Source organism: Stutzerimonas kunmingensis, assembly GCF_021432085.1.
Classification (GTDB): Bacteria; Pseudomonadota; Gammaproteobacteria; order Pseudomonadales; family Pseudomonadaceae; genus Stutzerimonas.
Genome location: NZ_CP090366.1, coordinates 3,930,426 through 3,953,982, shown reverse-complemented (window position 1 = coordinate 3,953,982; position 23,557 = coordinate 3,930,426). Strand labels below are relative to the sequence as shown.

The 23,557-nt window shown below is 57.5% G+C and carries 26 protein-coding genes and 1 tRNA gene; all 27 read left to right on the top strand.

From position 1 onward, the window contains the following. The first annotated feature begins 37 nt into the window (after positions 1–37). A complete protein-coding gene (gene tuf / locus LW136_RS18860; protein ID WP_014821633.1) occupies positions 38–1,231 on the top strand; it encodes an elongation factor Tu in 1,194 nt (397 codons plus the stop codon). Between the two features lie 51 nt (positions 1,232–1,282). Continuing rightward, positions 1,283–1,358, top strand: a tRNA-Trp gene (locus LW136_RS18855). Between the two features lie 42 nt (positions 1,359–1,400). Further along, positions 1,401–1,769: a preprotein translocase subunit SecE gene (gene secE, locus LW136_RS18850; protein ID WP_014821639.1), complete on the top strand. Its 369-nt coding sequence runs from the start codon at positions 1,401–1,403 to the stop codon at positions 1,767–1,769. Between the two features lie 9 nt (positions 1,770–1,778). Next, positions 1,779–2,312 carry a transcription termination/antitermination protein NusG gene (gene nusG / locus LW136_RS18845; RefSeq protein WP_014821638.1) on the top strand — a complete coding sequence of 178 codons (534 nt, stop codon included), beginning with the start codon at positions 1,779–1,781 and terminating at the stop codon, positions 2,310–2,312. 110 nt (positions 2,313–2,422) lie between these two features. Next, positions 2,423–2,854 carry a 50S ribosomal protein L11 gene (gene rplK, locus LW136_RS18840; RefSeq protein ID WP_003280820.1) on the top strand — a complete coding sequence of 144 codons (432 nt, stop codon included), beginning with the start codon at positions 2,423–2,425 and terminating at the stop codon, positions 2,852–2,854. Further along, positions 2,854–3,549, top strand: a complete 696-nt coding sequence (gene rplA / locus LW136_RS18835) for a 50S ribosomal protein L1 (protein ID WP_023445635.1) — start codon at positions 2,854–2,856, stop codon at positions 3,547–3,549. Before rplK ends, rplA begins: the two co-directional genes overlap by 1 nt. A 191-nt stretch (positions 3,550–3,740) precedes the next feature. Then, a complete protein-coding gene (gene rplJ, locus LW136_RS18830; RefSeq protein WP_003280824.1) occupies positions 3,741–4,241 on the top strand; it encodes a 50S ribosomal protein L10 in 501 nt (166 codons plus the stop codon). A 74-nt stretch (positions 4,242–4,315) separates the two neighbouring features. Then, on the top strand, positions 4,316–4,684 hold the full coding sequence (rplL, locus tag LW136_RS18825; RefSeq protein WP_003293014.1) for a 50S ribosomal protein L7/L12: 369 nt from the start codon (positions 4,316–4,318) through the stop codon (positions 4,682–4,684). A 213-nt stretch (positions 4,685–4,897) separates the two neighbouring features. After that, a complete protein-coding gene (gene rpoB / locus LW136_RS18820; RefSeq protein ID WP_014821636.1) occupies positions 4,898–8,968 on the top strand; it encodes a DNA-directed RNA polymerase subunit beta in 4,071 nt (1,356 codons plus the stop codon). Positions 8,969–9,033: 65 nt separating this feature from the next. Further along, the gene (gene rpoC, locus LW136_RS18815) at positions 9,034–13,233 is read left to right on the top strand and encodes a DNA-directed RNA polymerase subunit beta' (protein WP_014821635.1); all 4,200 of its coding nucleotides are present in this window, start codon (positions 9,034–9,036) and stop codon (positions 13,231–13,233) included. 139 nt (positions 13,234–13,372) lie between these two features. Next, positions 13,373–13,744, top strand: a complete 372-nt coding sequence (rpsL, locus tag LW136_RS18810) for a 30S ribosomal protein S12 (protein WP_003280832.1) — start codon at positions 13,373–13,375, stop codon at positions 13,742–13,744. A gap of 98 nt (positions 13,745–13,842) precedes the next feature. After that, positions 13,843–14,313, top strand: coding sequence for a 30S ribosomal protein S7 (gene rpsG, locus LW136_RS18805; RefSeq protein WP_003280834.1), 471 nt, complete (start codon positions 13,843–13,845; stop codon positions 14,311–14,313). A 30-nt stretch (positions 14,314–14,343) separates the two neighbouring features. Continuing rightward, on the top strand, positions 14,344–16,464 hold the full coding sequence (gene fusA / locus LW136_RS18800) for an elongation factor G (protein WP_041015124.1): 2,121 nt from the start codon (positions 14,344–14,346) through the stop codon (positions 16,462–16,464). A gap of 30 nt (positions 16,465–16,494) precedes the next feature. Beyond that, positions 16,495–17,688 (top strand): elongation factor Tu, encoded by a 1,194-nt coding sequence (tuf, locus tag LW136_RS18795; protein WP_014821633.1) that lies wholly within the window; start codon positions 16,495–16,497, stop codon positions 17,686–17,688. A gap of 150 nt (positions 17,689–17,838) precedes the next feature. Next, on the top strand, positions 17,839–18,150 hold the full coding sequence (rpsJ, locus tag LW136_RS18790) for a 30S ribosomal protein S10 (protein WP_003186070.1): 312 nt from the start codon (positions 17,839–17,841) through the stop codon (positions 18,148–18,150). An 82-nt stretch (positions 18,151–18,232) separates the two neighbouring features. Further along, positions 18,233–18,868, top strand: coding sequence for a 50S ribosomal protein L3 (gene rplC, locus LW136_RS18785; protein WP_014821632.1), 636 nt, complete (start codon positions 18,233–18,235; stop codon positions 18,866–18,868). 12 nt (positions 18,869–18,880) lie between these two features. Beyond that, on the top strand, positions 18,881–19,483 hold the full coding sequence (gene rplD, locus LW136_RS18780; RefSeq protein ID WP_014821631.1) for a 50S ribosomal protein L4: 603 nt from the start codon (positions 18,881–18,883) through the stop codon (positions 19,481–19,483). Next, the gene (rplW, locus tag LW136_RS18775; RefSeq protein ID WP_003281842.1) at positions 19,480–19,779 is read left to right on the top strand and encodes a 50S ribosomal protein L23; all 300 of its coding nucleotides are present in this window, start codon (positions 19,480–19,482) and stop codon (positions 19,777–19,779) included. The genes rplD and rplW overlap by 4 nt, the downstream gene beginning before the upstream one ends. 14 nt (positions 19,780–19,793) lie before the next feature. After that, complete coding sequence (gene rplB / locus LW136_RS18770) at positions 19,794–20,615, top strand: 50S ribosomal protein L2 (protein ID WP_003281841.1); 822 nt, start codon at positions 19,794–19,796, stop codon at positions 20,613–20,615. Positions 20,616–20,631: 16 nt separating this feature from the next. Beyond that, on the top strand, positions 20,632–20,907 hold the full coding sequence (rpsS, locus tag LW136_RS18765; protein WP_014821630.1) for a 30S ribosomal protein S19: 276 nt from the start codon (positions 20,632–20,634) through the stop codon (positions 20,905–20,907). 13 nt (positions 20,908–20,920) lie between these two features. After that, positions 20,921–21,253: a 50S ribosomal protein L22 gene (gene rplV, locus LW136_RS18760; RefSeq protein ID WP_003103908.1), complete on the top strand. Its 333-nt coding sequence runs from the start codon at positions 20,921–20,923 to the stop codon at positions 21,251–21,253. A gap of 13 nt (positions 21,254–21,266) precedes the next feature. Beyond that, on the top strand, positions 21,267–21,953 hold the full coding sequence (gene rpsC / locus LW136_RS18755) for a 30S ribosomal protein S3 (RefSeq protein WP_003289210.1): 687 nt from the start codon (positions 21,267–21,269) through the stop codon (positions 21,951–21,953). 12 nt (positions 21,954–21,965) lie between these two features. After that, positions 21,966–22,379, top strand: a complete 414-nt coding sequence (gene rplP, locus LW136_RS18750) for a 50S ribosomal protein L16 (protein ID WP_003281836.1) — start codon at positions 21,966–21,968, stop codon at positions 22,377–22,379. Beyond that, complete coding sequence (gene rpmC, locus LW136_RS18745) at positions 22,379–22,570, top strand: 50S ribosomal protein L29 (RefSeq protein WP_003281834.1); 192 nt, start codon at positions 22,379–22,381, stop codon at positions 22,568–22,570. The genes rplP and rpmC overlap by 1 nt, the downstream gene beginning before the upstream one ends. A 2-nt stretch (positions 22,571–22,572) precedes the next feature. Continuing rightward, on the top strand, positions 22,573–22,839 hold the full coding sequence (rpsQ, locus tag LW136_RS18740) for a 30S ribosomal protein S17 (protein ID WP_003293030.1): 267 nt from the start codon (positions 22,573–22,575) through the stop codon (positions 22,837–22,839). Positions 22,840–22,862: 23 nt separating this feature from the next. Beyond that, positions 22,863–23,231 carry a 50S ribosomal protein L14 gene (gene rplN / locus LW136_RS18735; RefSeq protein WP_003281831.1) on the top strand — a complete coding sequence of 123 codons (369 nt, stop codon included), beginning with the start codon at positions 22,863–22,865 and terminating at the stop codon, positions 23,229–23,231. 11 nt (positions 23,232–23,242) lie between these two features. Beyond that, positions 23,243–23,557, top strand: coding sequence for a 50S ribosomal protein L24 (gene rplX / locus LW136_RS18730; RefSeq protein ID WP_003304067.1), 315 nt, complete (start codon positions 23,243–23,245; stop codon positions 23,555–23,557).

Genomic DNA, 23,557 nt, shown 5'->3' with positions numbered 1-23,557 from the left:
CGTGACTAGCTCAATTCAACGATGGGAGACGGTCTCGATGGCTAAAGAAAAGTTCGAACGTAACAAACCGCACGTCAACGTCGGCACCATTGGTCACGTCGACCATGGCAAGACCACTCTGACTGCCGCTCTGACTCGCGTGTGCTCCGAAGTTTTCGGCTCCGCTCGTGTCGACTTCGACAAGATCGATAGCGCGCCGGAAGAGAAGGCTCGCGGTATCACCATCAACACCGCTCACGTAGAATACGACTCCAATGTCCGTCACTACGCGCATGTTGACTGCCCGGGTCACGCTGATTATGTGAAGAACATGATCACCGGTGCAGCCCAGATGGATGGTGCGATCCTGGTTTGCTCCGCTGCTGACGGCCCCATGCCGCAGACTCGCGAGCACATCCTGCTGTCCCGTCAGGTGGGTGTTCCGTACATCGTCGTGTTCCTGAACAAGGCCGACATGGTCGACGACGCCGAGCTGCTCGAGCTGGTCGAAATGGAAGTTCGTGATCTGCTGTCGACCTATGATTTCCCGGGTGACGACACGCCGATCATCATCGGTTCCGCGCTGATGGCGCTGAATGGCGAAGATGACAACGAGCTGGGCACTACTGCGGTCAAGAAGCTGGTCGAGACTCTGGATACCTACATCCCTGAGCCGGTTCGCGCCATCGATAAGCCGTTCCTGATGCCGATCGAAGACGTGTTCTCCATTTCCGGTCGCGGTACCGTTGTGACTGGTCGTGTTGAGCGCGGCATCGTCAAGGTTCAGGAAGAAATCGAGATCGTTGGTCTGCGTGATACCACCAAGACCACCTGTACCGGTGTCGAAATGTTCCGCAAGCTGCTCGACGAAGGTCGTGCCGGTGAGAACTGCGGCGTTCTGCTGCGTGGTACCAAGCGTGATGACGTCGAGCGTGGCCAGGTTCTGGCCAAGCCGGGCACCATCAAGCCGCACACCAAGTTCGAAGCCGAGGTGTACGTTCTGTCCAAGGAAGAGGGTGGTCGTCACACTCCGTTCTTCAAGGGCTATCGTCCGCAGTTCTACTTCCGTACCACCGACGTGACCGGTTCGTGCGAGCTGCCGGAAGGCGTTGAGATGGTAATGCCGGGCGACAACGTGAAAATGGTTGTCACCCTGATCAAGCCGATCGCCATGGAAGACGGCCTGCGCTTCGCAATTCGCGAAGGTGGTCGTACCGTTGGTGCCGGCGTGGTTGCCAAGATCGTCGAATAACGATTGATCTGTTTGAAGCGGGTCGGCATAATAGTCGGCCTGACTCTTTCTAGGCCAGTAGCTCAATTGGCAGAGCGGCGGTCTCCAAAACCGCAGGTTGGGGGTTCGATTCCCTCCTGGCCTGCCATTTTCAATATCGAATTTGGCAGTCTTTACAAGGTTCTAGCAGATGAATATCAAAGCTGAAGCCAATGACGCGCGCTTCGATCTGGTGAAGTGGCTTGTTGTGGCTGCTTTGGTGGTGGTTGCTGTGGTTGGTAACCAATACTACTCCGCTGAGCCGATTCTCTATCGTGTCCTTGCAGTGCTGGCGATAGGCGTAGTTGCTGCGTTTGTTGCTTTGCAGACGTCCAAAGGGCGTTCGTTCGCTGTGTTGCTGAAAGAAGCGCGTGGCGAAATTCGCAAGGTCGTCTGGCCGACCCGTCAAGAAACCACGCAGACAACGTTGATCGTTGTTGTTGTTGTTTTGGTGATGGCGCTGCTGTTGTGGGGGCTTGATTCCCTGCTCGGTTGGTTGGTCTCCATGGTTGTTGGTTAAGGGTGTCTCGTGGCTAAGCGTTGGTATGTTGTGCATGCTTACTCGGGTTACGAGAAGCACGTCATGCGCTCTCTTGTTGAGCGTGTCAAGCTTGCCGGCATGGAAGATGAGTTCGGCGAGATTCTCGTTCCCACCGAAGAGGTGGTCGAGATGCGTAACGGGCAGAAGCGCAAGAGTGAGCGAAAGTTCTTCCCTGGTTACGTTCTGGTTCAGATGGAAATGAGTGAGGGTACTTGGCACCTCGTCAAGGATACTCCTCGAGTAATGGGTTTCATTGGTGGTACGGCTGACAAGCCGGCACCCATTACCGATAAAGAGGCCGAGGCTATCCTTCGTCGCGTTGCTGACGGAAGTGACAAGCCGAAGCCGAAGACGCTCTTCGAGCCGGGTGAGGTGGTGCGGGTGGCGGATGGCCCCTTCGCTGACTTCAATGGTGTGGTTGAAGAGGTTAATTATGAGAAGAGTCGGATCCAGGTTGCGGTTCTGATCTTCGGTCGCTCTACGCCAGTAGAGCTGGAGTTCAGTCAGGTCGAGAAGGTTTAACTGAACGAAGCATCCCTCACCCCGCAGTTTCAGGCTGCGGGGTTTTGTTGTCACTGGGATAAATCAGTAATGGGGAGCCGAAAGGCGCTATAACCCGTAATGGAGTAACTATGGCTAAGAAAATTCAAGCTTACATCAAGCTTCAGGTAAAGGCCGGTCAGGCTAACCCGTCGCCGCCCGTTGGTCCTGCCTTGGGTCAGCACGGCGTAAACATCATGGAGTTCTGCAAGGCATTCAATGCCAGGACCCAGGGCCAGGAGCCCGGTCTGCCAACTCCAGTGATCATCACTGTATACAGTGATCGTAGCTTCACCTTTGAAACCAAGAGTACTCCGGCTGCGGTGCTGCTGAAGAAAGCTGCTGGTATCACCAGCGGTTCCGCTCGCCCCAACACCCAGAAGGTCGGCACCGTCACTCGTGCGCAGTTGGAAGAGATCGCCAAAACAAAGCAGGCTGATCTGACTGCTGCCGAAATGGAGGCTGCTGTTCGGACCATCGCTGGTTCCGCTCGCAGCATGGGCCTGAACGTGGAGGGTGTGTAATGGCTAAGTTGACCAAGCGCCAGAAGGCTATCGCCGAGAAAGTCGAAGCCGGCAAGCAGTACGCTTTCGAAGATGCCGCAAAGCTGTTGGCTGAGGTTTCGGCTGTTAAGTTCGCCGAGTCGTTCGATATCGCGATCAATCTGGGTGTTGATCCGCGTAAATCCGACCAGGTCGTTCGTGGCGCAACCGTTCTGCCGAATGGTACTGGCAAGAGCGTTCGTGTTGCCGTGTTCACCCAGGGTCCCGGTGCTGAAGCCGCACTGGCCGCTGGCGCAGACCGCGTTGGTATGGACGAGCTGGCTGCCGAAATGAAAGGTGGCGATCTGAACTATGACGTGGTCATCGCCTCGCCGGACGCCATGCGTGTTGTTGGTCAGTTGGGCCAGATTCTTGGTCCGCGTGGTCTGATGCCGAACCCGAAGGTAGGCACCGTAACTCCAGATGTCGCTACCGCCGTCAAGAATGCCAAGGCTGGTCAGGTACGTTTCCGTACCGACAAGAACGGCATCATCCATACCTCGGTGGGTAAGGTTGGTTTCGAGGCTGGCCAGCTGAAGCAGAACGTCGAAGCGCTGCTTTCGGATCTTAAGCGTCTGAAGCCGTCGACTTCCAAAGGTATTTACGTCAAGCGCGTGACCCTGAGCACCACCATGGGTCCGGGACTGGTCATCGATCAGGCTTCCCTGGAAGCGTAAGGCGACGGCGCCCCTTCGAGGGTGCCTGCAAAGATTGGGGTCCCTGCCTGGCGGGGGCTATCCAAGACCGTAGGCGGCGAAAGCCTTAAACCGCAAGCCTACGCAGAGGTGCTCCCGATTCGTACCGAATCAGACACCAAATCCAGTCCGGTTTCGACCGGATGAAACGGTAACATCCAGGAGTGTAACCCGTGGCAATCAAACTCGAAGACAAGAAGGCCATCGTCGCTGAAGTCAACGAGGCTGCCAAAGCCGCCCTGTCCGCTGTCGTGGCTGATGCCCGTGGCGTGACCGTGGGGGCCATGACCGGACTCCGTAAAGAGGCCCGCGAAGCTGGTGTTTACGTGCGTGTTGTACGTAACACCCTGCTGCGCCGCGCTGTTGATGGCACGCAGTTCGAAGTGCTCAACGACGTGTTCAAAGGCCCGACCCTGATTGCGTTCTCCAACGAACATCCGGGCGCTGCTGCTCGTATCTTCAAGGAGTTCTCCAAGGGTCAGGACAAGTTCGAGATCAAGGCCGCTGCGTTCGAGGGGCAGTTCCTCGCAGCCAACCAGATCGACGTATTGGCAACTCTGCCGACCTACGACGAAGCCATTTCTCAGCTGATGAGCGTTATCCAAGGCGCTACCAGCAAGCTGGCTCGTACACTGGCGGCCGTTCGCGACCAGAAAGAAGCTGCTGCCGCGTAATGGCGTAGATTCTTTCGCAATCACTTTTTGAATTAGATGGCCGTAGGCCGTCACCTAATACAGGAACTAGAGTCATGGCTCTGACCAACGAAGATATCATCAACGCCGTTTCCGAAATGTCCGTGATGCAGGTTGTTGAACTGATCAAGGCAATGGAAGAGAAGTTCGGCGTGACCGCTGCTGCTGCCACCGTTGCTGCTGCTGGCCCGGCTGCTGCTGCTGTCGAAGAGCAAACCGAGTTCACCATCGTTCTGGCTGAAGCTGGCGAAAAGAAGGTCAACGTGATCAAGGCTGTTCGCGAGCTGACCGGTCTGGGCCTGAAAGAAGCCAAGGCTGTCGTTGACGGCGCCCCGGGCGTGGTCAAGGAAGGCGTTTCGAAAGAAGAAGCCGAAGCAGCCAAGAAGACTCTGGAAGAAGCAGGCGCCAAAGTCGAGCTCAAGTAAGCGACGACTTTGCGTCTACAGCCCGAGCGACTCGCGAAAGGCTGATGGCTGGTGGCTTTTGCCACCGGCCTTTTTCCGTTATGGAAAGTCAGCCCTGCTGGCTATTCCTCGGAAAGCCACTTTAGGGTGGTGCGAATCAAGGGATTCGCAAGATTTTCTGGCTGCTCCCGTCGGGAGAAGCCAACAAGCAGGTGACCAAGCTGGGGAACGCTGATGGCTTACTCATACACTGAGAAAAAACGTATCCGCAAGGACTTTAGCAAGTTACCGCACGTGATGGACGTGCCGTATCTTTTGGCCATCCAGCTGGATTCGTACCGCGAATTCCTGCAGGCGGGAGCGACCAAAGATCAGTTCCGCGACATTGGCTTGCATGCAGCCTTCAAATCCGTTTTCCCGATTATCAGCTATTCCGGCAATGCAGCGCTGGAATACGTCGGCTATCGCCTGGGCGAGCCGGCTTTCGATGTCAAGGAATGTGTCCTGCGCGGCGTGACCTTCGCCGTTCCGCTGCGCGTCAAGGTGCGTCTGATCATTTTCGACAAAGAGTCGTCGAACAAGGCCATCAAGGACATCAAGGAGCAGGAAGTCTACATGGGGGAAATCCCCCTGATGACCGAGAACGGTACCTTTATCATCAACGGTACCGAGCGCGTTATTGTCTCCCAGCTGCACCGCTCGCCGGGCGTGTTCTTCGATCACGACCGTGGCAAGACTCACAGCTCCGGTAAGCTTTTGTATTCTGCTCGTATCATTCCTTACCGTGGCTCTTGGCTGGACTTCGAATTCGATCCGAAGGATGCCGTATTCGTCCGTATCGATCGTCGCCGCAAGCTGCCCGCTTCGGTACTTCTGCGTGCTTTGAATTACAGCACCGAAGAAATTCTCGATGCCTTCTACGACACCAACATCTTCCATGTGAAGGGCGAAACCCTTGCGTTGGAGCTGGTGCCGCAGCGTCTGCGTGGCGAGATCGCCACGTTCGACATCAAGGATGAGAACGGCAAGGTCATCGTCGAGCAGGGGCGTCGCATCACGGCTCGTCACATCAATCAGCTCGATAAGTCCGGTATCAAAGAGCTTGAGATGCCGATGGACTACGTCTTGGGGCGCACCGTTGCCAAGGCGATCGTGCATCCGGCCACTGGCGAAATCATCGCGGAGTGCAACACCGAGCTGACGGTTGATGCCATGGCGAAGATCGTCAAGGCTCAGGTCGTTCGTTTCGAGACCCTGTACACCAACGATATCGACTGCGGTCCGTTCATTTCCGATACGCTGAAGATCGACTCGACCACCAACCAGCTCGAAGCACTGGTCGAGATCTATCGCATGATGCGTCCTGGCGAGCCGCCAACCAAGGATGCAGCCGAGACGTTGTTCAACAATCTGTTCTTCGCCTCGGAGCGCTACGACCTGTCCGCTGTGGGTCGGATGAAGTTCAACCGTCGTATCGGTCGTACCGAGATCGAGGGTTCAGGCGTTCTGAGCCGCGAAGACATCGTCGCCGTCCTCAAGACCCTGGTCGATATTCGTAACGGCAAGGGCATCGTTGACGACATCGATCACCTGGGTAACCGTCGTGTTCGTTGCGTTGGCGAGATGGCCGAGAACCAGTTCCGCGTTGGTCTGGTCCGTGTTGAGCGCGCCGTCAAGGAGCGTCTGTCGATGGCCGAAAGTGAAGGCCTGATGCCGCAGGACCTGATCAATGCCAAGCCGGTTGCGGCGGCGGTCAAGGAATTCTTCGGTTCCAGCCAGCTTTCGCAGTTCATGGACCAGAACAACCCGCTGTCGGAAATCACCCACAAGCGCCGTGTTTCCGCACTTGGCCCGGGTGGTCTGACCCGTGAGCGCGCCGGCTTCGAAGTGCGTGACGTACACCCGACCCACTACGGTCGCGTATGCCCGATCGAGACTCCTGAAGGTCCGAACATCGGCCTGATCAACTCACTGGCTGCCTATGCTCGCACCAACCAGTACGGCTTCCTGGAAAGCCCGTACCGCGTGGTCAAGGAAGGCGAGGTCACTGATGAGATCGTGTTCCTCTCGGCGATCGAAGAAGCCGACCATGTTATCGCTCAGGCCAGCGCTAAGCTGGAAGGTCGCAAGCTGGTCGACGAGCTGGTTGCTGTACGTCACTTGAACGAATTTACCGTCAAGGCTCCGGAAGACGTGACCCTGATGGACGTGTCGCCCAAGCAGGTCGTTTCCGTCGCTGCCTCGCTGATTCCGTTCCTCGAGCACGACGACGCCAACCGCGCTTTGATGGGCTCGAACATGCAGCGTCAGGCGGTGCCGACTCTGCGTTCGGACAAGCCGCTGGTCGGTACTGGTATGGAGCGCAACGTGGCGCGCGACTCCGGCGTTTGCGTGGTTGCCCGTCGTGGCGGTGTGATCGATTCAGTCGACGCAAGCCGTGTAGTCGTACGTGTTCATGATGGGGAGGTCGAGACCGGCGAAGCTGGTGTCGACATCTACAACCTGACCAAGTACACCCGTTCCAACCAGAACACCTGCATCAACCAGCGTCCGCTGGTTCGCAAGGGTGACGTGGTGGAGCGTGGCGACATCATGGCTGACGGCCCTTCCACTGATATGGGGGAGCTGGCGCTCGGGCAGAACATGCGCGTCGCGTTCATGCCTTGGAACGGCTACAACTTCGAAGACTCCATCCTCCTCTCGGAGCGTGTGGTTCAGGAAGATCGTTTCACCACTATCCATATCCAGGAACTGACCTGTGTGTCGCGTGACACCAAGCTCGGTCCAGAGGAAATCACCGCGGACATCCCGAACGTGGGCGAAGCTGCGCTGAACAAGCTGGACGAGGCGGGTATTGTCTACGTTGGTGCCGAAGTCGGCCCGGGCGATATCCTGGTCGGCAAGGTGACTCCGAAAGGCGAAACCCAGCTGACTCCGGAAGAGAAGCTCCTGCGCGCGATCTTCGGTGAGAAGGCGTCCGATGTGAAGGACACCTCCCTGCGTGTGCCGACTGGCACCAAAGGTACCGTTATCGACGTGCAGGTCTTCATCCGCGACGGTGTCGAGCGCGACTCCCGTGCGCTGGCTATCGAGAAGATGCAACTCGACGAGATCCGCAAGGACCTCAACGAGGAGTTCCGTATCGTCGAAGGCGCTACCTTCGAACGCCTGCGCTCGGCTCTGGTTGGCGCGACTGCCGAGGGCGGTGCCGGCCTCAAGAAAGGTGCTGTCATCACTGACGAGATCCTTGACGGGTTGGAGCATGGGCAGTGGTTCAAGCTGCGCATGGCCGAAGATGCGCTGAACGAGCAATTGGAAAAGGCTCAGGCCTACATCTCCGATCGCCGTCAGCTGCTCGACGACAAGTTCGAAGACAAGAAGCGCAAGCTGCAGCAGGGCGACGACCTGGCGCCGGGCGTACTGAAGATCGTCAAGGTCTACCTGGCGATCAAGCGTCGCATCCAGCCGGGCGACAAGATGGCTGGTCGTCACGGTAACAAGGGTGTCGTCTCGGTGATCATGCCGGTCGAAGACATGCCGCATGACGCCAACGGCACACCGGTCGATATCGTGCTCAACCCGCTTGGCGTACCGTCGCGTATGAACGTCGGTCAGATCCTCGAAACCCACCTGGGCCTCGCCGCCAAGGGCCTGGGCGAGAAGATCAATCTGATGCTCGAAGAGCAGCGCAAGGTCGCCGAGCTGCGCAAGTTCCTGCACGAGATCTACAACGAGATCGGCGGCCGTCAGGAAAATCTGGACGACCTGAGCGATCAGGAAGTGCTGGACTTGGCCAACAACCTGCGCAAGGGCGTTCCGATGGCTACTCCGGTATTTGACGGAGCCAAGGAGCGCGAGATCAAGGCCATGCTGAAGCTGGCTGATCTGCCAGAAAGCGGTCAGATGCAGCTGTTCGACGGTCGTACCGGCAACAAATTCGAGCGCACCACCACGGTCGGCTACATGTACATGCTCAAGCTGAACCACCTGGTCGACGACAAGATGCACGCGCGTTCCACCGGTTCTTACAGCCTTGTTACTCAGCAGCCGCTGGGTGGTAAAGCCCAGTTCGGTGGTCAGCGTTTCGGGGAGATGGAGGTTTGGGCGCTGGAAGCCTATGGCGCCGCGTACACCCTGCAGGAAATGCTCACGGTCAAGTCGGACGACGTGAACGGGCGGACCAAGATGTACAAGAACATCGTGGACGGCGATCACCGTATGGAGGCCGGCATGCCGGAGTCCTTCAACGTGTTGATCAAAGAGATCCGCTCGCTCGGTATCGATATCGATCTGGAAACCGAATAACCACGCACCGCCTGCGCGGCGCCCGGCACTGGCCGGGTGTCGCAGGTCCGTGAGGAGGAAAGGCCTTGAAAGACTTGCTGAATCTGTTGAAAAACCAGGGTCAAATCGAAGAGTTCGATGCCATCAAGATTGCCCTGGCTTCGCCCGAGATGATCCGTTCCTGGTCCTTCGGTGAAGTAAAGAAGCCGGAAACCATCAACTACCGTACGTTCAAGCCGGAGCGCGACGGTCTGTTCTGCGCCAAGATCTTTGGTCCGGTAAAGGACTACGAGTGCCTGTGCGGTAAGTACAAGCGCCTCAAGCACCGCGGTGTCATCTGCGAGAAGTGTGGTGTGGAAGTCGCACTGGCCAAGGTACGCCGCGAGCGCATGGCGCACATCGAGCTGGCTTCGCCGGTCGCCCACATCTGGTTCCTGAAGTCGCTGCCGTCCCGTATCGGTCTGCTGCTGGACATGACTCTGCGCGACATCGAGCGCGTGCTCTATTTCGAAAGCTATGTCGTTATCGATCCGGGCATGACTACCCTGGAAAAGGGTCAGCTGCTTAATGACGAGCAGTACTTCGAAGCGCTGGAAGAGTTCGGTGACGACTTCGATGCCCGCATGGGTGCCGAGGCTGTGCGCGAGCTGTTGATCCAGATCGACCTGGAGCACGAAATCGGTCGCCTGCGCGAGGAAATCCCGCAGACCAACTCCGAAACCAAGATCAAGAAGCTCTCCAAGCGTCTGAAGCTGATGGAAGCGTTCCACGGCTCGGGCAACCTGCCGGAGTGGATGATCCTCACCGTGCTGCCAGTACTGCCGCCGGATCTGCGTCCGTTGGTTCCGCTGGATGGCGGTCGTTTCGCGACTTCGGATCTCAACGATCTGTATCGCCGCGTGATCAACCGTAACAACCGTTTGAAGCGTCTGCTCGACCTGTCGGCGCCGGACATCATCGTGCGCAACGAGAAGCGCATGCTGCAGGAAGCCGTCGATGCGTTGCTGGATAACGGCCGGCGCGGTCGAGCCATCACCGGCTCGAACAAGCGTCCGCTGAAGTCCCTGGCTGACATGATCAAGGGTAAGCAGGGTCGCTTCCGTCAGAACCTGCTCGGTAAGCGCGTGGACTACTCCGGTCGTTCCGTGATCACCGTGGGCCCGACTCTGCGTCTGCATCAGTGCGGTCTGCCGAAGAAGATGGCTCTCGAGCTATTCAAGCCGTTTATTTTCGGCAAGCTCGAAATGCGCGGCATGGCCACCACCATCAAGGCGGCCAAGAAGATGGTAGAGCGCGAGCTGCCCGAGGTCTGGGACGTTCTCGCCGAAGTCATTCGCGAACACCCTGTGCTGCTCAACCGCGCACCGACCCTGCACCGTCTGGGTATCCAGGCGTTTGAGCCGGTGCTGATCGAAGGCAAGGCGATTCAGCTGCACCCGCTGGTCTGCGCCGCGTACAACGCCGACTTCGACGGTGACCAGATGGCCGTGCACGTACCGCTGACCCTGGAAGCCCAGCTGGAAGCGCGCGCGCTGATGATGTCGACCAACAACATCCTTTCGCCAGCGAACGGCGAGCCGATCATCGTTCCGTCGCAGGACGTGGTTTTGGGTCTGTACTACATGACCCGTGAAGCCATCAACGCGAAGGGGGAAGGCCGGGTCTTCGCGGATCTGCAGGAAGTCGACCGTGTCTTCCGCGCCGGCGAAGCGTCGCTGCACGCCCGGGTGAAGGTGCGCATCAACGAAACCATCAAGGATCGTGACGGCAGCATCACCAAGAACACCCGTATCGTCGACACCACTGTGGGTCGCGCGCTGCTGTTCCAGATCGTGCCGGCCGGCCTGTCGTTCGACGTGGTCAACCAGCCGATGAAGAAGAAAGCAATCTCCAAGCTGATCAACCTGTGCTACCGCACTGTTGGCCTGAAGGACACTGTGATCTTCGCCGACCAGCTGATGTACACCGGTTTCGCCTACTCGACTATCTCCGGTGTTTCCATCGGCGTGAATGACTTCGTCATTCCGGATGAGAAGGCACGCATCATCGATGCGGCAACCGAGGAAGTTAAGGAGATCGAAAGCCAGTACGCTTCCGGCCTGGTAACCCAGGGCGAGAAGTACAACAAGGTGATCGACCTTTGGTCCAAGGCCAACGATGAAGTCTCCAAGGCGATGATGGCCAACCTCTCCAAGGAGAAGGTCATTGATCGTGATGGTAACGAAGCCGAGCAGGACTCGTTCAACTCGATGTACATGATGGCCGACTCGGGCGCGCGGGGTTCCGCTGCGCAGATTCGTCAGCTCGCCGGTATGCGTGGTCTGATGGCCAAGCCGGACGGCTCGATCATCGAAACGCCGATTACCGCGAATTTCCGTGAAGGTCTGAACGTACTCCAGTACTTCATCTCCACTCACGGTGCGCGTAAAGGTCTGGCGGATACCGCCCTGAAAACCGCGAACTCTGGTTACCTGACCCGTCGTCTGGTCGATGTCGCGCAGGATCTGGTCGTTACCGAAGTGGATTGCGGTACCGAGCAGGGCCTGTTCATGACCCCGCACATTGAAGGCGGTGACGTCGTCGAACCGCTGGGTGAGCGCGTACTTGGCCGCGTGATCGCGCGTGACGTGCTCAAGCCGGGCACCGATGATGTACTGGTACCGGCTGGTACGTTGGTCGACGAGCAGTGGGTCGACTTCATCGAGCTGAACAGCATCGACGAAGTGGTCGTGCGTTCGCCGATTTCCTGCGAAACCCGCTACGGTATCTGCGCCAAGTGCTACGGCCGCGACCTGGCCCGTGGGCATCAGGTGAACATCGGTGAGGCAGTGGGCGTTATCGCTGCGCAGTCCATCGGTGAGCCGGGTACTCAGCTGACCATGCGTACGTTCCACATCGGTGGTGCGGCCAGCCGTACTTCTGCTGTCGACAACGTCATGGTGAAGAACGGCGGCACCATTCGTCTGCATAACCTGAAACACGTTGAACGTGCCGATGGTGCGCTGGTGGCGGTATCCCGCTCCGGTGAGCTGGCGGTGGCCGACGACTTCGGTCGTGAGCGCGAGCGCTACAAGCTGCCGTACGGCGCGGTGATTTCCGTCAAGGAAGGCGACAAGGTCGATGCGGGTGCTGTGGTCGCCAAGTGGGACCCGCACACTCACCCGATCGTCACCGAGATGAAGGGTGTCGTGACCTTCGTCGGCATGGAAGAGAACATCACCATCAAGCGCCAGACCGACGAGTTGACCGGTCTGACCAACATCGAAGTGATGGATCCGAAGGACCGTCCGGCATCGGGCAAAGACATTCGCCCAGCGATCAAGATGGTCGACGCCAATGGTAAGGAACTGCTGCTGCCGGGTACCGACGTGCCTGCTCAGTACTTCCTGCCGGCTAACGCCCTGGTGGGTGTGGCTGACGGTGCCGAGATCAACGTGGGTGACGTCATCGCACGTATCCCGCAGGAAACTTCGAAGACCCGCGATATCACCGGTGGTCTGCCGCGCGTTGCTGACTTGTTCGAAGCACGTCGTCCGAAGGAGCCGTCCATCCTGGCGGAAATCAGCGGTACGATTTCCTTCGGCAAGGAAACCAAGGGCAAGCGCCGCCTGGTGATCACGCCTACAGACGGCAGCGATCCGTACGAGGAACTGATTCCGAAGTGGCGTCACCTCAACGTCTTCGAAGGCGAGCAGGTGAACAAGGGCGAGGTCATCTCTGATGGCCCGAGCAACCCGCATGACATCCTTCGTCTCTTGGGTGTCAGTGCGCTGGCCAAGTACATCGTCAATGAAATTCAGGACGTGTACCGTCTGCAAGGTGTGAAGATCAACGACAAGCACATCGAGACCATCCTGCGGCAAATGCTGCGCAAGGTTGAGATCAGTGAGTCGGGCGATTCCAGCTTCATCAAGGGTGACCAGATGGAGCTGACCCAGGTATTGGAAGAAAACGAGCGTTTGAGCGACGACGACAAGTTCGTCTCCAAGTACGTCCGCGTTCTGCTGGGTATCACCAAGGCATCGTTGTCGACCGAGTCGTTCATTTCTGCGGCGTCGTTCCAAGAAACAACGCGTGTTCTGACCGAGGCTGCCGTTACTGGCAAGCGCGATTATCTGCGCGGTCTCAAGGAAAACGTGGTCGTGGGTCGCCTGATTCCAGCTGGTACGGGCCTGCAGTATCACAGCGAGCGTAAGCGCAAGCGTGAAGCCGACAAGCCCGTTCGCGTGAGCGCCGATGAGGTCGAAGCAGCTCTGACCGAGGCGTTGAACTCCAGCGGTAACTAAAGTGCTTGGCCTCGGTTACAAGCCGGGGCCTGCCTTGACGGTGGGCGAGAAGCTCTTTAGACTCTCGTACCCCTAATTTGGCGGGGCTTCGTGCCCTGCCATTTTCGTTTGTGTCGAAAGACAACAGTGGAGCTAGTAGATGGCAACTATCAACCAGCTGGTACGTCAGCCGCGTAAGCGGGTCGTCGAGAAAAGCGACGTCCCTGCGCTGCAAAACTGCCCGCAACGTCGTGGCGTGTGCACTCGTGTGTACACCACCACGCCGAAGAAACCGAACTCCGCACTGCGTAAAGTGTGCCGTGTTCGTCTGACCAATGGCTATGAAGTCGCCTCGTACATCGGCGGTGAAGGTCATAACCTGCAAGAGCACAGCGTGGTGCTGATCCGTGGCGGTCGTGTAAAAGACCTTCCGGGTGTGCGTTACCACACCGTGCGCGGCTCGCTGGATACTTCCGGCGTGAAAGACCGTAAGCAGGGTCGTTCCAAGTACGGCGCCAAGCGTCCGAAGTAAGCAGCATTTCTATTTATTTGAGTCGATAAGAGTAAGGTCGGACGTAGCCTGCGCGTTACCGTTCCGAGCTAACCTGAAGACCGTTTGAGGGCTTATCAATGCCAAGACGTCGTGTAGCAGCCAAGCGCGAGATCCTTGACGATCCGAAATACGGAAGTCTGATCCTGGCCAAGTTCATGAACCACGTGATGGAAAGCGGCAAGAAAGCTGTTGCCGAGCGTATCGTTTATGGTGCCTTGGACAAGGTGAAGGAGCGCAAGAACAGCGATCCCCTGGAAATCTTCGAAAAAGCACTCGATGCCATCGCTCCGCTGGTCGAAGTCAAGTCCCGCCGTGTTGGCGGTGCTACCTATCAGGTTCCGGTCGAAGTTCGTCCTTCCCGTCGCAATGCGCTGGCCATGCGCTGGCTGGTAGATGCCGCGCGTAAGCGTGGCGAGAAATCCATGGCGCTGCGCCTTGCTGGCGAGCTGATGGATGCTTTTGAAGGTAAAGGCGCTGCAGTCAAGAAGCGCGAAGATGTCCACCGTATGGCTGAAGCCAACAAGGCCTTCTCGCACTACCGCTTCTAAATCAAGCGCAACTTTTACGAGGACCTTATTGTGGCCCGTACTACCCCTATCAACCGCTACCGTAACATCGGTATCTGTGCCCACGTAGACGCGGGCAAGACCACCACCACGGAGCGGATTCTGTTCTATACCGGCCTCAGCCATAAGATGGGTGAAGTGCACGACGGCGCAGCGACTACCGACTGGATGGTTCAGGAGCAGGAGCGGGGTATTACCATTACCTCTGCTGCTGTAACGACCTTCTGGCAGGGTTCGCGCGGTCAGTACGACAAGTACCGCGTCAACGTCATCGATACACCCGGTCACGTTGACTTCACCATCGAGGTGGAGCGCTCGCTCCGCGTTCTCGATGGTGCTGTGGTTGTGTTCTGTGGTACCTCTGGCGTTGAGCCGCAGTCCGAAACCGTATGGCGTCAGGCCAACAAGTACGGTGTGCCGCGTATCGTTTACGTGAACAAGATGGACCGTCAGGGTGCCAACTTCCTGCGTGTCGTCGGCCAGATCAAGCAGCGCCTGGGTCACACTCCGGTGCCGGTTCAGCTCGCAATTGGTTCCGAAGAGAACTTCGAAGGTCAGATCGATCTGATCAAGATGAAGGCCATCTACTGGAACGATGAGGACAAGGGCACCAGCTACCGTGAGGAAGAAATTCCGGCAGAGCTGATGGATCTCGCCGAAGAGTATCGCTCGAACATGATCGAGGCTGCGGCCGAGGCCAATGAAGAGCTGATGAACAAGTATCTCGAAGGTGGTGAGTTGACCGTCGAAGAGATCAAGGCTGGTCTGCGTCAGCGCACCATTGCTTGTGAAATCGTTCCGGCTGTCTGTGGCTCGTCGTTCAAGAACAAGGGCGTGCCCCTGGTTCTCGACGCCGTTATCGACTTCCTGCCTGCGCCGACTGAAATTCCCGCAATCCAGGGCGTAAACCCGGATAACGAAGAGCTGACCGATGAGCGTTACGCCAACGATGAAGAGCCTTTCTCTGCTCTGGCGTTCAAGATCGCTACCGACCCCTTCGTCGGTACCTTGACCTTCGCTCGCGTCTACTCCGGCGTCCTCTCTTCCGGTGACTCGGTGATGAACTCGGTCAAGGGCAAGAAGGAGCGCGTGGGTCGGATGGTGCAGATGCACGCCAACCAGCGTGAAGAGATCAAGGAGTGTCGCGCGGGTGATATCGCTGCTCTGATCGGCATGAAGGATGTCACCACTGGTGACACGCTCTGCTCGATCGACAAGCCGATCATTCTCGAGCGCATGGACTTCCCTGAGCCGGTAATTTCGGTAGCCGTTGAGCCGAAGACCAAGGCTGACCAGGAGAAGATGGGTATCGCGCTGGGCAAGCTGGCTCAGGAAGATCCATCGTTCCGTGTTCAGACCGACGAAGAAACCGGTCAGACCATCATCTCGGGCATGGGTGAGCTTCACCTCGACATCCTTGTCGATCGTATGCGTCGCGAGTTCAACGTCGAAGCCAACATCGGCAAGCCGCAGGTGTCTTACCGCGAAACTATCACCAAGGACAATGTCGAGATCGAAGGTAAGTTCGTTCGTCAGTCCGGTGGTCGCGGCCAGTTCGGTCATTGCTGGATCCGTTTCTCCACTCCAGACGTGGATGAAAAGGGCAATATCACTGAAGGCTTGGTGTTCACCAATGAAGTGGTAGGTGGTGTGGTTCCGAAGGAATACATCCCGGCGATCCAGAAGGGTATCGAAGAGCAGATGAAGAACGGCGTTGTCGCCGGCTATCCGCTGATCGGCCTGAAGGCTACCGTGTTCGATGGTTCCTACCATGACGTCGACTCTAACGAGATGGCGTTCAAGGTTGCAGCTTCCATGGCGACCAAGCAGCTGGCCGGTAAGGGCGGCGGTAAAGTGCTTGAGCCGATCATGAAGGTTGAAGTAGTGACCCCTGAAGACTACATGGGCGATGTAATGGGTGACCTGAACCGTCGTCGTGGTCTGATCCAGGGTATGGAAGACTCGGTCTCCGGCAAGGTTATCCGTGCCGAGGTTCCGCTTGGGGAAATGTTCGGTTATGCAACCGACGTTCGTTCCATGTCTCAGGGTCGCGCGAGCTACTCCATGGAATTCTCCAAATACGCTGAGGCGCCGGCGAATATCGTCGAGACGCTCGTCAAAAAACAAGGTTGATTCAGCCCTTTAAGTAAGAGGTTTACTGTCGTGGCTAAGGAAAAGTTCGAACGTAACAAACCGCACGTCAACGTCGGCACCATTGGTCACGTTGACCATGGCAAGACCACTCTGACTGCTGCTCTGACTCGCGTGTGCTCCGAAGTTTTCGGCTCCGCTCGTGTCGACTTCGACAAGATCGATAGCGCGCCGGAAGAGAAGGCTCGCGGTATCACCATCAACACCGCTCACGTAGAGTACGACTCCAATGTCCGTCACTACGCGCATGTTGACTGCCCGGGTCACGCTGACTATGTGAAGAACATGATCACCGGTGCAGCCCAGATGGATGGTGCGATCCTGGTTTGCTCCGCTGCTGACGGCCCCATGCCGCAGACTCGCGAGCACATCCTGCTGTCCCGTCAGGTGGGTGTTCCGTACATCGTCGTGTTCCTGAACAAGGCCGACATGGTCGACGACGCCGAGCTGCTCGAGCTGGTCGAAATGGAAGTTCGTGATCTGCTGTCGACCTATGATTTCCCGGGTGACGACACGCCGATCATCATCGGTTCCGCGCTGATGGCGCTGAATGGCGAAGATGACAACGAGCTGGGCACTACTGCGGTCAAGAAGCTGGTCGAGACTCTGGATACCTACATCCCTGAGCCGGTTCGCGCCATCGATAAGCCGTTCCTGATGCCGATCGAAGACGTGTTCTCCATTTCCGGTCGCGGTACCGTTGTGACTGGTCGTGTTGAGCGCGGCATCGTCAAGGTTCAGGAAGAAATCGAGATCGTTGGTCTGCGTGATACCACCAAGACCACCTGTACCGGTGTCGAAATGTTCCGCAAGCTGCTCGACGAAGGTCGTGCCGGTGAGAACTGCGGCGTTCTGCTGCGTGGTACCAAGCGTGATGACGTCGAGCGTGGCCAGGTTCTGGCCAAGCCGGGCACCATCAAGCCGCACACCAAGTTCGAAGCCGAAGTGTACGTTCTGTCCAAGGAAGAGGGTGGTCGTCACACTCCGTTCTTCAAGGGCTATCGTCCGCAGTTCTACTTCCGTACCACCGACGTGACCGGTTCGTGCGAACTGCCGGAAGGCGTTGAGATGGTAATGCCGGGCGACAACGTGAAAATGGTTGTCACCCTGATCAAGCCGATCGCCATGGAAGACGGCCTGCGCTTCGCAATTCGCGAAGGTGGTCGTACCGTTGGTGCCGGCGTGGTTGCCAAGATCGTCGAGTAATAATTGACGATGATGAAAAAGGCCCCCTCGGGGGCCTTTTTCTATTGTTGATCATTTATTGACACCCTATGGGCGCATCCGTACAATTGCGCCTCCTTTTACCGGGGGTATTGCGCCTGGTAGGGTGGCTACTTGGAGTCTGAGGTCAAAATGCAAAACCAACAAATCCGTATTCGGTTGAAGGCTTTTGACCATCGCCTGATCGATCAATCAACCCAGGAAATCGTGGAAACCGCGAAACGTACTGGTGCTCAGGTGCGTGGTCCGATTCCGCTGCCAACCCGCAAAGAGCGGTTCACTGTGCTGGTCTCCCCGCACGTCAATAAAGACGCGCGCGATCAGTATGAAATTCGAACCCACAAGCGTGTGCTGGACATTGTTCAGCCGACCGACAAAACCGTCGATGCGCTGATGAAGCTCGATCTTGCGGCTGGTGTGGAAGTGCAGATCAGCCTCGGCTAAAACCTGAGAGTTTTAGTCGTGTAACGCTCTGAAATGGGCGGCCATAGCGGGTGAAAGCCCCGTACACTCAAGAGGTTTCAAAATGACTATTGGTGTAGTCGGTCGCAAATGCGGTATGACCCGCGTTTTCACCGAGGATGGTGTCTCTATTCCGGTTACGGTCATCGAGATCGAGCCGAATCGCGTCACTCAGTTCAAGAATGAAGAGAGCGATGGCTATCGTGCAGTGCAGGTCACTGTCGGCGAGCGTCGCGCGTCCCGTGTTACCAAGGCTCAGGCCGGTCACTTCGCTAAAGCGAATGTTGCTGCTGGTCGTGGCGTCTGGGAATTCCGCCTCGATGGCGAGGAGTTCCAGGCTGGTGACCAGATCAACGCTGAGATTTTCCAGGCTGGACAGATGGTGGATGTCACCGGTCAGTCCAAGGGTAAAGGCTTTGCCGGTACCATCAAGCGCTGGAACTTCCGTGGTCAGGACAATACCCACGGTAACTCCGTATCCCACCGCGTCCCGGGCTCTATCGGTCAGTGCCAGACCCCAGGTCGTGTATTCAAGGGCAAGAAGATGTCCGGGCACATGGGCGCCGAGCGCGTAACCGTGCAGTCTCTGGAAATCGTGCGTGTCGATGCTGAGCGGAATCTGCTTTTGGTGAAGGGCGCAGTGCCCGGTGCCACTGGTGGTGACGTGCTCGTGCGTCCGGCCGCCAAGGCTCGCGGTTAAGGGGGAGTTCACATGCAATTGAATGTAAATGGCGCACAGGCCATCGAAGTCTCCGATCGCACCTTTGGTGGTGAGTTCAACGAGACGCTGGTGCACCAGGCAGTCGTCGCCTACATGGCCGGCGGTCGTCAGGGTAGCAAGCAGCAGAAAACCCGCTCCGATGTGTCCGGTGGTGGCAAGCGTCCGTGGCGCCAGAAGGGCACAGGTCGTGCTCGTGCTGGTACCAGTCGTGGCCCGATCTGGCGTGGCGGTGGCGTAACATTCGCCGCGCGTCCTCAGAATCATGATCAGAAGCTGAACAAGAAGATGTATCGCGCTGCGCTGCGTTCCATCCTTGCTGAGCTGGTCCGCTCCGAGCGTCTGGTTGTCGTAGAAGATTTCGCCGTCGACGCGCCGAAAACCAAAGTGCTTGCTAGCAAGCTCAATGGCATGGGTCTGAGCGATGTGCTGATCGTTTCCGATGCTGTCGATCAGAACCTGTACCTGGCTGCGCGCAACCTGCCGCATGTCGATGTGCGTGATGTCCAGGGTTCCGATCCGGTCAGCCTGATCGCCTATGACAAGGTGTTGATCACCGTGTCGGCTGTGAAGAAATTCGAGGAGCTGCTGGGATGAACCAGGAACGCGTATTCAAAGTCCTGCTTGGTCCGCACGTCTCTGAGAAGGCTACCGTGCTGGCTGACAGCAAGAAGCAATTCGTTTTCAAGGTTGCGACCGACGCAACCAAGCTGGAAATCAAGAAGGCTGTTGAGAGCCTGTTCGACGTGAAGGTTGCCGCCGTCAACACCCTGAACGTTCAGGGCAAGACCAAGCGTACCGCTCGCGGTCTGGGCAAGCGCAACGACTGGAAGAAGGCGTATATCGCGCTTCAGCCGGGCCAGGATCTCGATTTCTCCGGCAGTGCTGAGTAAGGAAGGGGTGCATCATGGCAATCGTTAAATGCAAACCGACTTCCGCGGGCCGCCGTTTTGTGGTCAAGGTGGTCAATCAGGAGCTGCACAAAGGCGCTCCTTACGCACCGCTGCTCGAGAAGAAGTCGAAGACTGGCGGCCGTAACAACAACGGTCGTATCACCACTCGCCACATTGGCGGTGGTCACAAGCAGCATTACCGTCTGGTTGATTTTCGTCGCAACAAGGATGGCATTCCTGCCATCGTCGAGCGTATCGAATATGACCCGAACCGTACTGCGCACATTGCGCTACTGAAGTATGCCGACGGTGAGCGTCGCTACATCATCGCGCCGAAGGGTGTAAGCGCTGGCGATCAGCTGGTCTCGGGCATCAATGCTCCGATCAAGGCTGGCAACAGCCTGCCGCTGCGCAACATTCCGCTGGGTTCTACCGTTCACGGTGTCGAGCTCAAGCCGGGTAAGGGTGCTCAGATCGCTCGCTCCGCTGGCGCTTCGGCTCAGCTGGTTGCTCGTGAGGGTTCCTACGTGACGCTGCGTCTGCGCTCCGGCGAGATGCGCAAGGTGCTGGCCGAGTGCCGTGCGACCCTGGGCGAGGTCTCGAACTCCGAGCACAGCCTGCGTTCGCTGGGCAAGGCAGGGGCTAAGCGCTGGAAGGGCATTCGTCCTACCGTTCGTGGTGTCGCGATGAACCCGGTCGATCACCCGCACGGTGGTGGTGAAGGTCGTACCTCCGGTGGTCGTCATCCGGTGTCGCCATGGGGCTTCCCGACTAAGGGCGCGAAGACCCGCACTAACAAGCGCACCGATAACATGATTGTCCGTCGTCGCAAGTAACTAGAGGGATACGACAGTGCCGCGTTCTCTGAAAAAAGGTCCTTTTATCGATCTTCACCTACTGAAGAAGGTCGAAGCGGCGGTGGAAAAGAGCGATCGTAAGCCAGTTAAAACCTGGTCGCGTCGTTCGATGATCCTGCCGCAAATGGTCGGTCTGACCATCGCTGTACATAACGGTCGTCAACATGTACCGGTCCTCGTGTCCGAAGACATGGTCGGCCACAAACTCGGCGAGTTCGCTGCAACCCGTACATATCGCGGGCATGTGGCGGACAAGAAAGGCAAGCGCTAAGGGGTAAGGAAAGATGGAAGTAGCCGCTAAGTTGTCGGGCGCTCGCATCTCCGCCCAGAAAGCCCGCCTGGTCGCCGACCAGATCCGCGGGAAGAAGGTGGGCGAAGCGCTCAACCTCCTGGCTTTCAGTAGCAAGAAAGCCGCCGAGATCATGAAGAAAGTGCTGGAGTCGGCCGTTGCCAACGCCGAGCACAACGAAGGCGCAGATGTGGATGACTTGAAAGTCTCCACGGTCTTCGTCAACGAGGGGCGTTCGCTTAAGCGCATCATGCCGCGTGCCAAAGGCCGCGCTGATCGCATCGTCAAGCGGTCTTGCCATATCACTGTCAAGGTTGCGGACAAGTAACGGAGTCGATCAGATGGGTCAGAAAGTACATCCCACTGGCATTCGCCTGGGAATCGTCAAGGAGCACACCTCCGTCTGGTACGCAGACGGCCGTACGTATGCAGACTATCTGCTTGCAGATCTGAACGTGCGTGAGTACCTCCAAGACAAATTAAAAAGCGCGTCCGTAAGCCGTATCGATATCCATCGCCCGGCTCAAACCGCACGCATCACCATCCACACCGCTCGTCCCGGCATTGTGATCGGCAAGAAGGGTGAGGATGTTGAGAAGCTGCGTCAGGACCTGACCAAGCAAATGGGTGTGCCGGTGCACATCAATATCGAAGAGATCCGCAAGCCGGAGCTCGACGCAATGCTGGTTGCACAGAGCGTAGCTCAGCAGCTGGAGCGTCGCGTGATGTTCCGTCGCGCCATGAAGCGCGCCGTACAGAACGCCATGCGCATTGGTGCCAAAGGCATCAAGATCCAGGTCAGTGGTCGTCTGGGTGGGGCTGAAATTGCCCGTACCGAGTGGTATCGCGAAGGTCGTGTGCCTCTGCACACCCTGCGTGCCGATATCGATTACAACACTTACGAAGCGCACACCACTTACGGTGTGATCGGCGTGAAGGTGTGGATCTTCAAGGGCGAAGTAATTGGTGGTCGCCATGAAGAGCTCAAGCCTCAAGCGCCTGCTCCTCGTAAAAAAGCTGCTAAGTAAGGGGTACGCCAAATGTTGCAACCCAAGCGTACAAAATTCCGCAAGCAGATGACCGGCCACAACCGTGGTCTGGCTCAGCGCGGTAGCAAGGTCAGCTTCGGCGAGTTCGCGCTGAAGTCTGTTTCCCGTGGTCGTCTGACCGCGCGTCAGATCGAGGCTGCACGTCGTGCGCTCACCCGTCACGTAAAGCGTGGCGGAAAGATCTGGATCCGCGTGTTCCCCGACAAGCCTGTAACCAAGAAGCCTCTGGAAGTCCGGATGGGTAAAGGTAAGGGTAGCGTCGAGTACTGGGTAGCCCAGATTCAGCCGGGCAAGGTGCTCTACGAGATCGAGGGTGTTTCCGAAGAGCTGGCGCGTGAGGCTTTCGCCCTGGCCGCTGCAAAGCTGCCGCTCGCCACCTCCTTTGTTAAGCGGACGGTGATGTGATGAAAGCGAATGAACTTCGTGAAAAATCCGTTGAGCAGCTGAACGAGCAACTGCTCGAGCTGCTGCGGGACCAGTTCAATCTGCGTATGCAGAAAGCGACTGGCCAGTTGGGGCAGTCTCACCTGCTCTCGCAAGTCAAGCGCGACATCGCTCGTGTCAAGACTGTGCTCAACCAGCAGGCAGGTAAGTGATCATGGCTGAAGCTCAGAAAACCGTCCGCACGCTGACCGGCCGCGTCGTCAGCGACAAGATGGACAAGACCATCACCGTTCTGATCGAGCGTCGCGTCAAGCACCCGATCTACGGTAAATACGTGAAGCGTTCGACCAAACTGCACGCCCACGACGAAACCAACCAGTGCCGTATCGGCGACAAGGTCACCATCCGCGAGACTCGTCCGCTGGCAAAGACCAAGTCCTGGATGCTGGTTGATGTCGTTGAACGCGCCGTCGAAGTCTAAGGGCTAGGGGTCGGAGAAATTATATGATTCAGACTCAATCCATGCTCGATGTGGCTGATAACAGTGGCGCTCGTCGCGTCATGTGTATCAAGGTGCTCGGCGGTTCTCACCGTCGTTACGCCGGCATCGGCGACATTATCAAAGTAACCGTCAAGGAAGCGATTCCTCGTGGCAAGGTCAAGAAAGGCCAGGTGATGACCGCTGTTGTGGTTCGCACTCGTCACGGTGTTCGTCGTCCCGATGGCTCCATCATTCGCTTCGATGGCAATGCTGCTGTTCTGCTGAACAACAAGCAGGAGCCTATCGGCACCCGTATCTTTGGGCCGGTGACGCGTGAACTTCGTACCGAGAAGTTCATGAAGATCGTCTCGCTCGCCCCTGAAGTGCTGTAAGGAGTAGCCGCATGCAAAAGATTCGTCGCAACGACGAGATCATCGTCATCGCCGGCAAAGACAAGGGCAAGCGCGGTAAGGTGCTGAAGGTCCTCGCGGACGACCGTCTGGTCGTTGGCGGGATCAACCTCGTGAAGCGCCATACCAAGCCTAACCCGATGTCCGGCGTTCAGGGCGGTATCGTCGAGAAGGAGGCGCCTTTGCACGTCTCTAACGTCGCCATTTTCAACGGTGAGACCAACAAGGCAGACCGCGTTGGCTTCAAGGTTGAAGAGGGCAAGAAAATTCGTGTCTTCAAGTCGACCCAGAAGCCGGTTGACGCTTGA

What these genes read in the sequence shown, in the direction of transcription:
- tuf (WP_014821633.1), top strand. Translation starts at nt 38, where the DNA reads ATGGCTAAAGAAAAGTTCGAACGTAACAAACCGCACGTCAACGTCGGC.
- secE (WP_014821639.1), top strand. Translation starts at nt 1,401, where the DNA reads ATGAATATCAAAGCTGAAGCCAATGACGCGCGCTTCGATCTGGTGAAG.
- rplK (WP_003280820.1), top strand. Translation starts at nt 2,423, where the DNA reads ATGGCTAAGAAAATTCAAGCTTACATCAAGCTTCAGGTAAAGGCCGGT.
- rplA (WP_023445635.1), top strand. Translation starts at nt 2,854, where the DNA reads ATGGCTAAGTTGACCAAGCGCCAGAAGGCTATCGCCGAGAAAGTCGAA.
- rplL (WP_003293014.1), top strand. Translation starts at nt 4,316, where the DNA reads ATGGCTCTGACCAACGAAGATATCATCAACGCCGTTTCCGAAATGTCC.
- rpoB (WP_014821636.1), top strand. Translation starts at nt 4,898, where the DNA reads ATGGCTTACTCATACACTGAGAAAAAACGTATCCGCAAGGACTTTAGC.
- rpsL (WP_003280832.1), top strand. Translation starts at nt 13,373, where the DNA reads ATGGCAACTATCAACCAGCTGGTACGTCAGCCGCGTAAGCGGGTCGTC.
- rpsG (WP_003280834.1), top strand. Translation starts at nt 13,843, where the DNA reads ATGCCAAGACGTCGTGTAGCAGCCAAGCGCGAGATCCTTGACGATCCG.
- rpsJ (WP_003186070.1), top strand. Translation starts at nt 17,839, where the DNA reads ATGCAAAACCAACAAATCCGTATTCGGTTGAAGGCTTTTGACCATCGC.
- rplC (WP_014821632.1), top strand. Translation starts at nt 18,233, where the DNA reads ATGACTATTGGTGTAGTCGGTCGCAAATGCGGTATGACCCGCGTTTTC.
- rplD (WP_014821631.1), top strand. Translation starts at nt 18,881, where the DNA reads ATGCAATTGAATGTAAATGGCGCACAGGCCATCGAAGTCTCCGATCGC.
- rplW (WP_003281842.1), top strand. Translation starts at nt 19,480, where the DNA reads ATGAACCAGGAACGCGTATTCAAAGTCCTGCTTGGTCCGCACGTCTCT.
- rplB (WP_003281841.1), top strand. Translation starts at nt 19,794, where the DNA reads ATGGCAATCGTTAAATGCAAACCGACTTCCGCGGGCCGCCGTTTTGTG.
- rplV (WP_003103908.1), top strand. Translation starts at nt 20,921, where the DNA reads ATGGAAGTAGCCGCTAAGTTGTCGGGCGCTCGCATCTCCGCCCAGAAA.
- rpsC (WP_003289210.1), top strand. Translation starts at nt 21,267, where the DNA reads ATGGGTCAGAAAGTACATCCCACTGGCATTCGCCTGGGAATCGTCAAG.
- rplP (WP_003281836.1), top strand. Translation starts at nt 21,966, where the DNA reads ATGTTGCAACCCAAGCGTACAAAATTCCGCAAGCAGATGACCGGCCAC.
- rpmC (WP_003281834.1), top strand. Translation starts at nt 22,379, where the DNA reads ATGAAAGCGAATGAACTTCGTGAAAAATCCGTTGAGCAGCTGAACGAG.
- rpsQ (WP_003293030.1), top strand. Translation starts at nt 22,573, where the DNA reads ATGGCTGAAGCTCAGAAAACCGTCCGCACGCTGACCGGCCGCGTCGTC.
- rplN (WP_003281831.1), top strand. Translation starts at nt 22,863, where the DNA reads ATGATTCAGACTCAATCCATGCTCGATGTGGCTGATAACAGTGGCGCT.
- rplX (WP_003304067.1), top strand. Translation starts at nt 23,243, where the DNA reads ATGCAAAAGATTCGTCGCAACGACGAGATCATCGTCATCGCCGGCAAA.